The organism is Saccharopolyspora sp. NPDC049426 (genome assembly GCF_040676935.1).
GTDB lineage: Bacteria > Actinomycetota > Actinomycetes > Mycobacteriales > Pseudonocardiaceae > Saccharopolyspora.
The window spans coordinates 246,271-260,052 of the sequence record NZ_JBFAPZ010000007.1 but is presented as its reverse complement, the minus strand read 5'-3'; the positions used below and the strand labels follow the sequence as shown (position 1 = coordinate 260,052).

The window sequence follows — 13,782 nt, the reverse complement described above, 5'->3', positions numbered from 1 at the left end:
ATTTGGAATATTCCAACGATTGCAACCAGGAAGAGAAGACATAAAAAAGCCCCCGCGTACCAAGCGGTGCGCAGGGGCTTTTGTTTGACGCTCAGCAGGGGATGAAACTGGGCGTCTCCACTGCCACAAGGAGGGATGATTCATGGCGGCGGTGACACTACTCCCCGTTGGTTCCGAAGGATCTTCACATGGGTTTTGTGAGACCTGCTGCGAAGCGGCGTCACTGGACCAGGGAGAGTGCTGATGCCGATCGAAAGGTGAAGGGCTAGCCAGGACCGGCCCGCTCCCGGGGGTCTGATTTACTTATGCGCGCGACCAGGGGGTGCGGGAAACCTGTTCAGGGGAAGGTTCGTGACCCTCGTGATGATGTGGGGTGGCTGCACCGAATGGATGACACGTCAGGGTCGTGGTACGGCGGTGAGGCGCCCAGGGAAAGCCCATCTAGGGCCGCGGTCCAATACCGCGGAGGCCTCGTCGGCGAGGCCTTTCGCGTAGTGCACTTCGCGGTACCCGTGGCCGGTGCTTACCGCACCTTGTGCGGCCTTGAGATCCCCTTCCACCACGTAGGGCACACCGCGAACGGCATGCCCTGTATGCAATGCAAGCGGCGCGGCTTACTCGTCGGGTAGGAAGAAGAATGAGAAGGCGCCCCACGCCGAAACAGCAGCGGGTGCAGCGCGGCTATCAGCTGTGGACTCAAGGCTATCTCGGCCATGTCGTTGACGACCTGCCCACGCGGGGAAACTGGTTCTTGCCCGGCTGGAATAGCGCTACGATACACCCGAGCAGCCGCTCGTTGTACCGCTGATCCTCGGCACCACCAATGCAGCGCTGCTCACCGCGGAACCGTACCCGCCCCCGTGTTGTGCCGCGCATCGTGCTAGGCGGCAACAGCCACCCAGCTGCCCCCGGGGTCAGCTTCGACAGGGGCGCACCGGAGACCACGGCAAGCGCTGCGGGGATGAGAAACTGCCCCCCGCATCTCACCGGTCGTCGACCGCGTTGCGGGGGCGATCTTCTATTCGGCGCCCGGCTCGATGGGAGGGCGGCCAAGCCGGGGTACCGCAAGCCACGGAGGGGGATCGTGGCGCCGATGACTCTAGCCGACCAGCGTGATCGCCGACTGAGCGGCCGAACGGCTTCCTCTCAGCCTTGACACGGCCTCTCCATCGCGGCGTTTCGTTCCATGCCGCGACTGACCAGTAAACCGGAGTATGTGAGTCGTAGGTCTTCTCTGACCTGGGAGAACAGCGACAGCGATGATTGGTGAGGTGTGGTGTCAACGACGGGCGAAAATTGAGCAGGATTCGACGTCTGAAAGTTGAGCACTTGTGTGGTCATTTGTCGCGGTCTTTGGCTAGGAGTTCTCGGCGGGCTCGGGTGCGGTAGGAGTCGCCGGAGAGGGTGAGGACTTCGGCGTGGTGGACGAGGCGGTCGATCATGGCTGCGGCGACGACGTCGTCGGAGAAGGTTTCGCCCCAGCGGCCGAATGGCAGGTTCGAGGTGACCATGATCGAGGCTTGTTCATAGCGTGAGGCGACGAGCTGGAAGAACAGGTTGGCCGCGTCCTGGTCGAATGGGATGTAGCCGACTTCGTCGATGATGATCAGTCGGTAGCGGCGGATCTTTTTCAACTCGCCTTCAAGCTGTCCGGCGTGGTGTGCGCGGGCGAGACGGTCGATCCATTTCGTGGCGGTGTCGAACAAGACGCTGTAACCGGCCTGGGCGGCCTTGATCCCGAGTCCGATGGCGAGGTGGGTTTTGCCGATCCCGGGTGGGCCGAGCAGGATCACGTTCTCGGTTTTGGGCACGAATGTCGCGGTCGCCAGATGCGCCAGCACGTCCTTGCGCAGCGAGGGCAGGTGGTCGAGGTTGAAGTCTTCGAGGGTTTTGACCTGCGGAAAGTGTGCAGTGCGGATCCGCATCGCGTTCCCGGCGGACTCCCGGTCGGCGACCTGGCGTTCCAGAACGGCGGTCAGGTATTCCTCGTGTGACCAGTTGGATTCTCGTGCGGTGGCCGCGAGGGCTTCCCAGACCCGCCCGATCGTGGGGGTTTTCAAGACCCTGGTCAGGTAGGCGAGTTTGCCCTCCAATCCCTCGGGAGCCTCTGGAACCGGTGCCGTGGCGGTGGTTTTGGCGCGTTTGCCGTTCGTGTTCGTGGTGCTCATCCCAGCGTTCCTTCCGTGGGCGCGGGCTCGGTTCCCGCGTGCTCGTCGGTGCTGTGTGAGGAGTTGAAATCGACGTTGAACAGGGCGTCGTAGTCGGGCAACGCGCGGAGGGCGACCACGTGCCCGTCCGGGTGAGTGCGGGTGGTGTTTCGCGGCTTGTCGCGCTGGTTGGCCAACTCGGCGCGCAGGATTTTCGCGGTGGCCTGGTGGGTGGGGTCGGTGACTGTGGCGCCGGTGGTCCAGACCCGCTGGTGGGTGGCCACGATCTGATCGCCGCAGGTCACCGCGATCAGCACCGGTGAGGCGACCCAGTCGACGAACCGGCCCATCACCCGGGGATCCACCGAGTAGTCGTTGCCATCGATGCGGATGTAATAGTCCCGTGCGAGGCGGACCCGCCCGGTCAGCCCGACCGCCGGAGCCAACGGTGGCAGGTCGACCATCGCGGCCCGGTCGGTCTCCCACCGCTGCGCCGGGCTGGCCCCGATCGCCCGCACGTGCCTGAGATTGGCGATCTCGCCGAGCCACCGGCTGATCTGGGTGTTGAAGTCCAGCGGGGAGGTGAAGACCCGGCCGGGCAGAAACGAGGTCTCGAGATAGCCGTTGCGCCGCTCGACCAGGCCTTTGGACTCCGGATCTCGGGGCGGGGCGAGTTTGATCCTGATCCCCAGTGTTCCGGCGAACGCCGCGGCCTCGCTGGAGGGCCGGCCGGTGCCGCCGATCGCGGCCTCACGATCCCAGACCAGGGTGCGGGGACAGCGTCCCCAGCCCTCCACGATCTCCCACATGCCGGCCAGGATGTCGCCGGCTTTACGAGATGGGATCATCACGGCGTCGGTGATCCGGGAGTATCCGCAGGTCATCGCCAGCACCGGCAAGATCCTCGCGAGCCCGCCACCGACCGGGATCGCAGTCGGCGGGAACCACAGATCACACTGAGCCAACTCGCCAGGCTGGTAGGTGATCCGGTCGGCCGGGTCCGGCGGCGTGAACAGCGGACGCAGCTGCCGGATGCGTTCTTTGAGCACGGTCATCGACCGATTCCAGCCGATACGTTCAGCGATCACCGTGGCCGGCATCCGCGGATACTCCGCCAACAACGCCCTGACCTGCGGTTCGACCGCATCAACGATCGAACCGGGGGGTTTGCGCTGGTATTTCGGCGGCCGGTCCGCGGCCAGAGCACTGGCCCCCGTGTTACGTGCGATCCCGAGCCGCCGGGCGATCGCGGCCTTCGACAGACCCTCTGAATGGTGCAGCCGACGGATCTCGGCCCAGTCCTCCATGCTAATCACACCCCAAGCAGAAGACGGGTGCTCAGTTTTCGCCCGTCGACTTCTGCTCAGTCTTCAACCGCCGTCGACAGTGTGGGGGCTTGCCAGGATTCGAAAAGGAGGGCGAGTGACGTTGGGGGCACCCGCCCACCCTCTTTTGAGAGACGTCGTTCACCGACGAAGCGCCCTCGTATAGCACCTGACCCGGTACGCGGAGAGTGTTTGCCCGGCGACCAGGCGCTGCCGGCCTCCCGAGCTGCGGGCCGCTACTCGGCGAGCAAGCGACCGTGAATCCGCAATGCTCGGACGGCCTCGTGGTGCTGGTCCCTCTCCGCCCGGTGCAGTAGTCGCGCGGCGGCGTAGAGCTGGGCGACGCGACCGGTCGAGGTGTCGAGCACGCTGCGGAACTGTGACAGGACCGCGACGTATGTGGCCGGAGCGAGCAAGCTGCAGCACAGTAGTGTCGCTGCGTCGGTGCCCGCCGGACCACGGCCCCACCCGTCCCAGCCCAAGAGCCCGAACTCAGCACACAGCACGTTGTTCCAGTGCAGATCACCGTGGACGGTCTCCCACCGCTCCACGTGCGTGGTTGCCTGGCTACCGAAGGCCTCCCGGATGCGCCGGGTGACCTGGTCCTGATCGGCATGGACACGACTGGTCGACGTCCCGGCGAGAGTCGCGAGAGTATCTTTCAAAGTCGACCACCAAGAAAAAGGCATGGGCTCATCGGTTGCCGGGATATCGGTGTTCGAGCACGGATGGCCGGGAAGCAGCGTGGACAGCTCGGCGCGCTGACACCTCCCGTCTTCCCACTCGAACGTGCCCAGCACGCGCGGGCGCGAGATCGTCTCGGGAAGATCGTTCGCGTCGGCGTTGCCGGTCCAGAACTGGCCGCGTGCCCACTGCGGGAACTCCGAGACCACCCGAAGCCACCGATCGCCACCCGAATCATCGCGTGCCCTCGCACCGATGGAACGCATCTGCCATCCGAACACGGGATCTCCGGTCACGGAAACAGCCAAGTGCTCGGCGGCCAGGCTGAGATTGCCGCGCATCCAATCGGCAAAACGACGATCGGCCTCGGCGATCTCAGCAGCAGTGTGGCCCATTAGACGACAATGTGACGCAGGAAACGGTCGGGGTTGGCAAGATAGCGACGCCAGCGGTCAAGGCGATCACGTTCATCCCATTTGACTCGCCAGAACCCATGCTCGCCGATCTCGACGATGTCGGCACCGGACGTGGCCGCGAAGATCGGCAAGTGCGACGGACACACCACCTCTGCGCCGCTGCCACCTAACTCATGCATGAGCCCGACCAGCCGCAGGCACGAAGTCAACGAGAGCGCCGCCTCAGGCTCACCCATGACGCAGAAACCGCGCTTGTCGACCATCTCCCACGACACCGCCAGAAGTCCTTTCCCGTGCGACATCGCCGACGTGCCATTGCTCCAACAACCCGGCACCCCGCCAAGGTACTCGGCCCTCTGAACTGCCATCTCCGCACGCAGGAAGCCCCCTGTTTCCGGGAGCGCGGGCGGCCGAGCAAATCTGCCGGACCCGTTGTCGCCGGCAAAGAAGATCACCGCCTGGAACGTCAGCCTTTCCTCAGCGAACTCGGCCACCCAGGGTACGGTGAACAGCCACCGGTCGCGCTCAGCGCAACCGGGGCGATTGGCCCCTCTGATAAGGCCGCGTCGGACGAACACCACTCTCCCAGGCGTAGGCGTCGTAGCTCGGTAGGCACCCGCCATTGGGTCCGCACAACCCGGCGCCAGTCGACCAGCATGACGGGTTACAGGCAGATCCGCAGCTCGCCACACAGACGATCGCACTCCGCCTTCGGTCAAGTAGCGAAGTGGAAACGCAGTGTCACGCCGCCTCGACCATACGCGTGCCAGACAGAACGTCAGCGAGCGCACGCCCGCGCACGTTCATCGTCCTCGACACCTGATCCGGCGGCAAACGGACCATGATTTCCGCACCGGTCCCTCGTCGAGTAGTCCAACGCCGCGATCGAGCAGCTCAGGCACTCGCTGCCAGCGTTGGCGGGTGGTAGCGGCGCGCTTGCCTCCGCCGGGTGGTGGGCCGGTTTCGCCTCAGCATGCGCTGGGGCGGCGATCTCCTTGAGAACTGCCTCGACGAGGTTGTGCCGGACGCGCCAGCGATCGGCGACCCGGCCGGGTCAGCCCGCCGCGCGGGTCCGCCCTGTCTGAGTGCCTCGCCGTGGGGCGACCAGTAGCCGGGGGCTGGGCTGTGAATGGAGGCGCCCGAGCTCGTATCTCCGAGGTGAGGACATCGACGCGGATGCCGGTGCCCATTACCTAATGAACTTCAACACCTTCCAGGTGTTCACCTACCACCGATGCGAAGTTGATCGGCGAACGCATATATGCCGTATCAGCGGCTCGAAGGCCACCGAGTCGTGGTGCTGCCCGGCGGTGACGACCCGGGCCAGTGGTCGGCATCGGAAGTCGGCCAGCAGGTGAATCTTGGTGCTCAGCCCGCTGCGGGAGCGACCCAGCGCCTCCCGATCGGCGGGTTTGGGCGTCGGAGTCTTGTCATTCGACCCAGCCCCGTGTGTCGGCCGCGGACTGTGCGGCCGCCGACGAGCCCGGTCCACCATCGGCGCCAGGCGCTCCGCGGGGATGTCGGTCGACGGCGCGTGGCAGCCCCCGCGGTATGCTGGTGCCCACGAGCCACGGTCGCATCGATCCCCACCGTCCACTCCGAACTAGAGTCCAGCCCGCGCTGAGCTTGATCGAGTGAACCCGACGACTCCTGCGAGACTCCGCGCAACGCACAAGATGACGCTGTTCAGGAGGCGTGACGTGGTTTCCCCGGAACGTTGTCGCTGTCGCTGGAGTCGACGACGCCGCCAGCGGCGGTTTCCCGAGTTCGTCACCGCATTCGCGTGGAAAGCCCACCACAAGGCATTCGCGGGACTGCCTTGGTGCCCACGAGTGCTCCCAATGAAGCATTCCCGCAGATTCGCCTGCAATTGCGGTACGCCGCAGGCGAAAACAGGCCCCGGCGAGAGCGCACAGGTTGCCGAGCGAGCGAGGTTCCTGTCCGGGGTCGGCACCGCGGCATGCCTGGGCTGGCGGTCCGAACTTTTGGACGGCCCGGCCCGTAGCCCGAGCGGCGATCGCACCGCGTGCGGTTAGCGTGCTGGTCCGAGACGTGCGAGCCTGAACCGAAGCAGGACCAAGTGCTCATCGACCGTTAGCTGTGCTGACGATGGTCGCGATACCAGCGGTGCACACGACCTGCCACGCTTCCTGCGAGAACTGCTGCAACAAGGGTCATCGTGATCTGTAGCGCGTCGCGCCCGGACGGGACTATGACCACAATCGGAAGAATCAGCAAGTAGCTTCCCACTGCTGCGATGGCGCCTTGCAGCAGGGATGAATTGGCACTGCCGGTTCGAGCGCCAGCGACCGCGAAAGCCGTCAGAGCGACAAGCGGTAGCCACAGTAGGGCGGCAATGGGAACCGCCATCTCGACTAGTGGCGCGATCGCGCCGCCGAGCAGCAGGACGCTGAAGCCGGTGGAAGCTCCCCTCACGGCGGCGACGACGTCGACCTTCGGAGCAGGGTGTTTGCTTCCTCGTCGTCCGCTGGCGGGGGCGCCTTGCTGGGTTTGGCCTGCGTCTGACATGAGATCTCGCCTTGGTCCGTTCTCTGGCTAGTGCTGAATCGGGTGTCATCAGGCTAAGGTGGGATGCCACGGTACGGGTGCGACGAGAGTTAGTCGACCATGCCTCGACATGTGCGGAGTCTGCGATGTCCGAGAGGATCGTCCCGGCGATCGCCGCTGCACGCGGGCGCTTGGTCGAGATCGGTCGCTTGCTATTGCAAAGTACCGAGACCGATGAGGTTCTGCAGAACATCGCGAGCGGGATTTGCGAAGCGACTGGTTACGACCGCGCGGTGATCGTCCACTACGACCGGACCACCGGGCGGCTTGTCGGGAAAGCTGGCTACGGCGTGCGGAGCCAGGACGTCGCGACCATTGATGAGCGCCCCGAGGCTATCCCGATCTTTGCCGATGCAATGCAAGCGACACGGCCCGTCGTGGTACTACCAAGCGAGGTCAGCCAGGCGATCCCGTCCAAGTATGCTGAGTTGTTCGATGTCAGTGGACCGTTAGTTGTCAACGCACTGCGAAGTGACCGTTTTGGAGTGCTCGGTGCGGCATTCATGGACCGAGGTGGCCGTGATTTCGACCCCACACGGCAGGAATTGAACATTCTGCGGGATTATTCAGATCTGGCTGCTTTGTCCTTCCAGAACGCCCTGCTCTTCGAACACTCCAGGGAACTAGCCGCATTGATCGAACGCGGCAGGATCGCAGCCGACCTCCATGATGGAGTCACACAGCAACTTTTCGCTGCAGGTTTGGACATCCGCGAGCTCACTCAGACCGACCTGCCGCCTGACGCTCGCGAGGTGGTCCAGCGGCTTTCGAACCGAATCGATTGCGGATCGCGTCAGCTGCGCGCCGCCCTGTTCGAAGTTGCGAGAGAGCAGCGCGCACGCGATTCCGACCGCTCGGTGATGGATGCCGTGAGGGACCACCTCGACGACTTCCTCGAGCGCTGTGACGTCGCGACGGATCTCGAGGAGCGTGGGGACGGCCCTGACCCGGTCGGGCTCAGTCGGCAGCTGGTGCTCCGGACGGTGCGGGAGGGGCTCGGTAACATTGCCAAGCACGCGGACGCCACCCAAGCGATGGTCATCCTCCGACGCGGGCGAGCGTGGTGGACCGTGGAGGTGCTCGACGACGGCGTCGGCGAGCCTAGCGATGTTCGGATCGATCTCGTGCATCACAAGTTGAGCTCGTTCGGCTTGCAAAGCCTTGCCAATGACGCCCAGCGGATTGGCGGACGGCTCTGGGTGTCCAGGGCACCTGGACTAGGTGGCCTGCGTGTGAGCGTGTCGGTTCCGGTTTCCCAGGCTTTGGCACCCCCATTTGGGGGTGCCAAATAGCCCCCAAATAAGGGCGAAAAACCCCGCCGCACGTGGATGTTGCGGGTCACAGCCAGGCTCTAGCTTGATCAGGCAACGCAGACGAAACGTCTGGTTAACCGGTCACAGAGGGAGCCGCGATGAGTGACGCCACCCACGCTGCGCCGCGTTCACGCCGACCACGGCAGCGCAAGCGCGCCTCTGCGCGGCGGCCTCAGGTGCGTGGGCTCGTTGAAAACGCGCTAGTACCAGCGGGCGAGATGACGTTGCTCCTGATTACCGTCTTGCGCAGCGCCATCCGTCACCCTGTCGGTTACTGGGCTGACGTGCGTGATCAGATGTACGACATCCTCAAGCTCTGCTGGTTCCCGATGATCGTGTCCACAACCGCGTTCGGACTCGGCGCGCCAGGGCTGCAGGGTGGGAACCTATACGCATTGTTCGGTATTCCCGAGCGGCTTGGATCGTTTTTTATCATGGCGAGTGTCCGCGAGTTCGGTCCGTGGATTAACGCGATGGTGGTTGCGGGGGTCGTCGGCACTGCGATGACGGCCGATCTCGGCGCTCGGCGCATTCGTGAAGAGATCGACGCGCTGGAAGTGCTCGGCGTTGACCCGATCAGGACGCTGGTGCTGCCGCGAATCCTTGCCGTGACCTTCATGACTGGCCTCCTCGACCTCGTGGCGCTTGCGTTCGGGGTCGTGGGCGGCTGGATCGCCGCCGTGCCCATTCTGGGTGCTACCAATGGCGCGTATTACGCGAGTTTCTTCGCGAACGCCACGGTCCACGACCTGTGGGGGAGCGTTCTCAAGACAACGCTATTCGGACTGATCATTGGCGTTGTGTGCTGTTACAAGGGGATCAAAGCTGAAGGCGGTCCGATTGGTGTGGGAAAGGCAGTGAACCAGGCAGTGGTCATCGCATTCGCTGCGATCTGGATCTTCAACTACGTCTTCACCACCACAATGCTCGGGCTTAACCCGAATATGCAGGTCTACAAGTGAGAAGGGGCGACCAATGACCGTCTCATCCCGCGGTGCAGACTCCGCCCCGTCAGAGAATGGGGTGAAGCCCCCTCGCCCCCAGGGCGTGGAGGTCAGTGTCCGGAGCATAGCTGCCAAGACGAAGCAGTCGTTCGAAACAGCCGGGAATCTAGCCCGGTTCTCCGGTGGCATTATTCGTGGCCTACCTTCCCTGCGTCTCTATATACCGGAAATTTTTCACCAGACCGGAATATTGATCCTTTCCAGTGGGCTGATCATCTGGCTGATGCAGTTCGTGATCGGGGGACAGTGCGGACTCGAAGCGAACTACACGCTTAAGACGATTGGTGCCCCGCTTTACTCGGGGATCTTCACCGCGTGGTGCGCCATCCGGGAGATGGCGCCGTACATGTGGGGTTACATCTTCGCGGCAAAGGTTGGATGCGGGTTGGTAGCCGAGATCGGGTCCATGCGCATCGCGGAGGAGATTGACGCGATGGAAGTCATGGGAATCCGATCCCGCAGCTATCTCGTGGGTACGAGGGTTGTCGCTGCCTGGTTGGCGATGCCGTTCCTTTATGTCGTTGGTCTTGGCATCATGTACCTTGCCGAGTACCTCGTCGTTGTAGTGCAACTCGGCGGTGTTTCCGAAGGCGGTTACTCGTTCATCTTCTGGCTTTACCAGAACCCGCTCGATCTTTTGTACTCCCTTTCCAAGATTATGACGATGGGGACGATCATCGTCTTCGTGGGCTGCTATTACGGCTACACAGCCAGCGGCGGCCCAGTGGGGGTAGGAAAGAACACCGCGAAATCGATGATGCTCAACATGGTGCTCATCCACATTATCGGCCTCCTGGGAACTCAGTTGTTCTGGGGTCTTTCTCCGAATGCTCCCGTCGCGAATTAGCCCGAGTATCCGCTTTGCACCCATGAGGAGGCACCATGTCAGGAAGAGGCGCTGATCTGGCCGTCCAGTCCCAGCGATTGGATGGGAAGGACCTTACGAACACAGCGACACATGCCATGGAGGTGCGCGATCTCTACAAATCGTTCGGGAGTTTCGAAGTTCTCAAGGGCTTGAATCTTGGGTTCGTCGACAACGCGATCACGACCGTGCTTGGGCCGTCAGGGACAGGTAAGAGTGTCCTGATTAAGCACCTTATCGGGTTGCTCGAGCCGGACGCCGGCGAGGTCTCCGTGTTCGGCAAGGACATCTGGAAGGTGAGCGAAAACGAGCGGTACGCGATTCGCAAGCGCTTCGGGGTGCTGTTCCAGGACGGTGCGTTGTTTGGATCGATGAACCTCTTCGACAATGTTGCGTTCCCGCTTCGCAAGCACACCGATTGGTCGGAGTCGGAGATCGCCGAGATTGTTATGATTCGCATGAAGGAAGTGGGACTGGAAAAGGCATTGGAGAAGTATCCGAGCGAGGTTTCGGGCGGGATGCGTAAACGCGCTGGGTATGCCCGGGCGCAGGTGTTCGATCCTGACATCGTCCTTTTCGATGAGCCCGACTCGGGGCTTGACCCGGTACGAACGAGTTTGCTCAACGATCTAATTCTTGACATGCACCGCGAACATGGTGGCACCTACCTGCTCGTCACCCACGACATCCGTACCGCCCGGAAGGTAAGCGACTTCGTTGGCCTGATCTGGAAGGGGAAGGTCGTGCATTATGGGCCGACCGAGGAAGCATTCGAATCCGAGGACCCCTTCGTCCGGCAGTTCCTGGCGGGGGAGTCCGCCGGTCCATTGGGGATGGACTGAGATGCGACGAACAGTGTCCGTGCTTGCCATTGGTGCGGTGCTCGCCAGCGTGCTGGGTGGTCTTTGGGTTTTGACCGGCGCTGACAAGTACCGCGTCAGCATTGTTATGCCTGCTGCGACGAACATCGTCGAAGGAGGCGACGTGCAGGTCCGCGGGTTTTCTGCGGGCAAGGTCGACAGTATTGATGTCCACGACGGGAAGGCCGTCGTGACAGTCGGCTTGGATGATGGTTTCGCGCCGTTGCATGACGGGACCAGGACCACGGTCGCCTGGAAGGCGACCCTGTCGGAACGAATCATCGAGCTGGAACCTGGTCCGGCCAGCAATGCGGAAATTCCTGATGGCGGCATGCTGCAGGCCGAGACGCAGACTCCGGTGGAACTTGATCAGGTTTTGGCCGCGCTGGATCCGGATACACGGACACGGCTGACCTCACTCGTGAAAGGTCTACAAGGGACGGTCGCCGGCGACGAATACAATCTCAATGAGACTCTTCGGACTGCGGGTCCGGCCGTATCATCGCTCGGGCAGGTGCTGGACGCCGTCGGTACCGACGGGCCTGCGATCCGGTCGCTGATCGCACAGCTCAGTCAGATGACAGGGGTTTTGGCACAGCGTCAAACCGACATGAGCCAGGTCATCGAGAATCTGTCGCAAACCGCTCACAGTACAGCGGAAGAGCGTGATCAGCTCCGCCGATCGCTACGTGAGCTCCCGCCGACCCTCCAGGCCGCACGATCTACATTGGACAATATTCCCGGAGCTGTCGATGAGACCGTGCCGCTGCTCCGCGATCTGGCTCCCGCAGCGGCGAAGCTGCCCTCGGTGTCGCGCAATCTCAGTCCGGTGCTTGCGGACATGCGTCCGGCCATGGCTGAGCTCAAGCCAACTCTGGAATCAGCTCAAGGACTGCTGGATCGGACCCCAGCGCTGATGGACAGCGCGCACGAAGTAGTGCCCGGTGCGAAGTCGGCACTTGACAAGGCATCGCCCGCGTTGTCTTTCCTCCGTCCCTATACGCCTGAGCTTGCTGGGTGGTTGTCCAACTGGGGATCGGCCGCAGCGAACTACGACAGCTTTGGCCATTACGCCCGTATCCATGTCCAGGGCGGTGCCGGGAACGTCAACGTCAATCCAGGGGTAGTGCCGCCGGGAGTGGAGAAGAAGCCGACACGTGTTCCTGGTGAGCTCGAAAACCAGCCGTGGACTGACGCAACCGGGAGTGGAATCCGATGAAAATGAAGACTCCCCGTGTGCGGATCGTGGGCCTGCTCGCGGCTGTCATCGTGGGAACCACCGCAGGTGCGACCGGTATCGCAAACAAGGGCAGTTCGGACGGCGCAACGATCTATGCGGAATTTTCAGACGCCAGTCCTTTGATCGTCGGCAACGACGTCCAAGTCGGAGGTGTCAAGGTCGGCCAAATCGAGAGTATTGAGGTGCAAGACGGGCGTGCGAGGGTTGGTTTGCACCTGGATCCCAAGGCGTTGCCGGTACACACCGATGCGCGCACGACGATCCGCCCAGTCAGCCTGCTCGGTGAGCGGTTTGTCGCTCTTGAACGCGGCACGCCCTCAGCGCCTGTGATCGCGGATGGTGGTGTGTTGCCGGTGCAACAGACCGGTCGTGCTACCGACCTCGACGAGGTGCTCAACACCGTCGACAAGCCGACTGGCCGCGCTCTCGCCGTTTTGGTGACCACGCTGGGCGAAGGCGTGCGGGGACAGGGCAAGGACGTGGACGCGGCGGTGCAGGCGTTGTCACCCGCGATGAAGGACACCGGCTCGCTGGTTCATGTTCTCAACGAGCAGAACGCGCTCTTGACTAGTCTCGTCGACCGCACGCAACCGGTCGCCTCGGCTTTGGCGAGTGACGACGGGCGGAAGCTCGACGGTCTGGTCGGTTCTACGGACCAGGTGCTTGGCGCGGTGGCGGCGAACCAGCGGGCGGTGGATTCCTCGTTGGCGCAGCTGCCAGGAACGTTGTCCGCGGCGCGCGCCGCTCTGTCGGATGTGTCCGGCGTTGCCGAACAGACGACGCCGACTCTTGAGTCCATGCGCCCGACAACGAACAACTTGAATGCGATCAGTGGTGAACTGCAGCGGTTTGCCGACTCGGCTGATCCGGCGCTGGCGAGTGCTCAGCCAGTGCTGCAGCGGGCGCAGGAACTGCTCGACCAGGCCGCGCCTGTAGTGCGGGAGCTTGAAGCCGCGGGCCCGGATCTGCGGGGCACAGCAGGGAGTTTGCGTCCTATCGGCACGGCCCTGACGAGCAACCTTGGCAATGTGCTGGATTTCATTAGGTTCTGGGCCTTGACCACCAATGGCCATGACGGGCTGTCGCATTACTTCCGTGCTCACCTGGTGGTAAGTCCAGAGACTGCCCTCGGCCCCGCTCCGGTCGCACCTCCGGCGGTGCCGCCAGGGCTCACGCCGCCTCCCGGGCTCCCCCAGCTACCCCTCCGCCAGCTACCCCTGCCGCAGCTGCCCGGTCTTGGCGGCTCGCAGCCGGCGGGGTCAGATGGTGGTGCAACCGGCCTCACTGCAGACCAGGAACGGTCGATGCTCGATCACCTTGTGGGAGGTCAGTGATGAATCGGCGCAGCGGGAAGACACTT

General features: G+C 63.3%; 11 protein-coding genes and 1 pseudogene. 6 read left to right on the top strand and 6 right to left on the bottom strand.

The features are described 5' to 3' along the window. Nucleotides 1-1,337: 1,337 nt before the first annotated feature. The 6 genes and pseudogenes from istB to AB0J78_RS17620 form a co-directional block, all read right to left on the bottom strand. On the bottom strand, nucleotides 1,338-2,168 hold the full coding sequence (istB, locus tag AB0J78_RS17645) for an IS21-like element helper ATPase IstB (protein WP_363790153.1): 831 nt from the start codon (nucleotides 2,166-2,168) through the stop codon (nucleotides 1,338-1,340). Further along, nucleotides 2,165-3,463, bottom strand: coding sequence for an IS21 family transposase (gene istA, locus AB0J78_RS17640; RefSeq protein ID WP_363790151.1), 1,299 nt, complete (start codon nucleotides 3,461-3,463; stop codon nucleotides 2,165-2,167). Before istA ends, istB begins: the two co-directional genes overlap by 4 nt. A gap of 245 nt (nucleotides 3,464-3,708) precedes the next feature. Continuing rightward, nucleotides 3,709-4,551, bottom strand: a complete 843-nt coding sequence (locus AB0J78_RS17635; RefSeq protein ID WP_363790149.1) for an aminoglycoside phosphotransferase — start codon at nucleotides 4,549-4,551, stop codon at nucleotides 3,709-3,711. Next, on the bottom strand, nucleotides 4,551-5,066 hold the full coding sequence (locus AB0J78_RS17630) for a hypothetical protein (RefSeq protein ID WP_363790147.1): 516 nt from the start codon (nucleotides 5,064-5,066) through the stop codon (nucleotides 4,551-4,553). The genes AB0J78_RS17635 and AB0J78_RS17630 overlap by 1 nt, the downstream gene beginning before the upstream one ends. A 797-nt stretch (nucleotides 5,067-5,863) precedes the next feature. After that, nucleotides 5,864-5,980, bottom strand: a pseudogene (locus AB0J78_RS17625) (IS5/IS1182 family transposase); the annotation flags it as partial. 686 nt (nucleotides 5,981-6,666) lie between these two features. Continuing rightward, complete coding sequence (locus AB0J78_RS17620) at nucleotides 6,667-7,101, bottom strand: hypothetical protein (RefSeq protein ID WP_363790145.1); 435 nt, start codon at nucleotides 7,099-7,101, stop codon at nucleotides 6,667-6,669. 125 nt (nucleotides 7,102-7,226) lie between these two features. Here AB0J78_RS17620 and AB0J78_RS17615 point away from each other — a divergent pair, with 125 nt between their 5' ends. The 6 genes from AB0J78_RS17615 to AB0J78_RS17590 all read left to right on the top strand — a co-directional run bounded on the left by AB0J78_RS17615 (nucleotide 7,227) and on the right by AB0J78_RS17590 (nucleotide 13,756). After that, a complete protein-coding gene (locus tag AB0J78_RS17615) occupies nucleotides 7,227-8,432 on the top strand; it encodes a histidine kinase (protein WP_363790143.1) in 1,206 nt (401 codons plus the stop codon). A 119-nt stretch (nucleotides 8,433-8,551) separates the two neighbouring features. After that, complete coding sequence (locus tag AB0J78_RS17610; protein WP_363790141.1) at nucleotides 8,552-9,415, top strand: ABC transporter permease; 864 nt, start codon at nucleotides 8,552-8,554, stop codon at nucleotides 9,413-9,415. Nucleotides 9,416-9,500: 85 nt separating this feature from the next. Continuing rightward, complete coding sequence (locus AB0J78_RS17605; protein ID WP_363790139.1) at nucleotides 9,501-10,304, top strand: ABC transporter permease; 804 nt, start codon at nucleotides 9,501-9,503, stop codon at nucleotides 10,302-10,304. Between the two features lie 35 nt (nucleotides 10,305-10,339). Beyond that, nucleotides 10,340-11,164, top strand: coding sequence for an ABC transporter ATP-binding protein (locus tag AB0J78_RS17600; protein ID WP_363790137.1), 825 nt, complete (start codon nucleotides 10,340-10,342; stop codon nucleotides 11,162-11,164). A 1-nt stretch (nucleotide 11,165) separates the two neighbouring features. Then, a complete protein-coding gene (locus AB0J78_RS17595; protein WP_363790135.1) occupies nucleotides 11,166-12,401 on the top strand; it encodes an MlaD family protein in 1,236 nt (411 codons plus the stop codon). Beyond that, a complete protein-coding gene (locus AB0J78_RS17590; protein ID WP_363790133.1) occupies nucleotides 12,398-13,756 on the top strand; it encodes an MlaD family protein in 1,359 nt (452 codons plus the stop codon). The genes AB0J78_RS17595 and AB0J78_RS17590 overlap by 4 nt, the downstream gene beginning before the upstream one ends. Nucleotides 13,757-13,782 lie beyond the last annotated feature (26 nt).

What these genes read in the sequence shown, in the direction of transcription:
- istB (WP_363790153.1), bottom strand. Translation starts at nt 2,168, where the DNA reads ATGAGCACCACGAACACGAACGGCAAACGCGCCAAAACCACCGCCACG.
- AB0J78_RS17635 (WP_363790149.1), bottom strand. Translation starts at nt 4,551, where the DNA reads ATGGGCCACACTGCTGCTGAGATCGCCGAGGCCGATCGTCGTTTTGCC.
- AB0J78_RS17620 (WP_363790145.1), bottom strand. Translation starts at nt 7,101, where the DNA reads ATGTCAGACGCAGGCCAAACCCAGCAAGGCGCCCCCGCCAGCGGACGA.
- AB0J78_RS17615 (WP_363790143.1), top strand. Translation starts at nt 7,227, where the DNA reads ATGTCCGAGAGGATCGTCCCGGCGATCGCCGCTGCACGCGGGCGCTTG.
- AB0J78_RS17610 (WP_363790141.1), top strand. Translation starts at nt 8,552, where the DNA reads ATGAGTGACGCCACCCACGCTGCGCCGCGTTCACGCCGACCACGGCAG.
- AB0J78_RS17600 (WP_363790137.1), top strand. Translation starts at nt 10,340, where the DNA reads ATGTCAGGAAGAGGCGCTGATCTGGCCGTCCAGTCCCAGCGATTGGAT.
- AB0J78_RS17595 (WP_363790135.1), top strand. Translation starts at nt 11,166, where the DNA reads ATGCGACGAACAGTGTCCGTGCTTGCCATTGGTGCGGTGCTCGCCAGC.
- AB0J78_RS17590 (WP_363790133.1), top strand. Translation starts at nt 12,398, where the DNA reads ATGAAAATGAAGACTCCCCGTGTGCGGATCGTGGGCCTGCTCGCGGCT.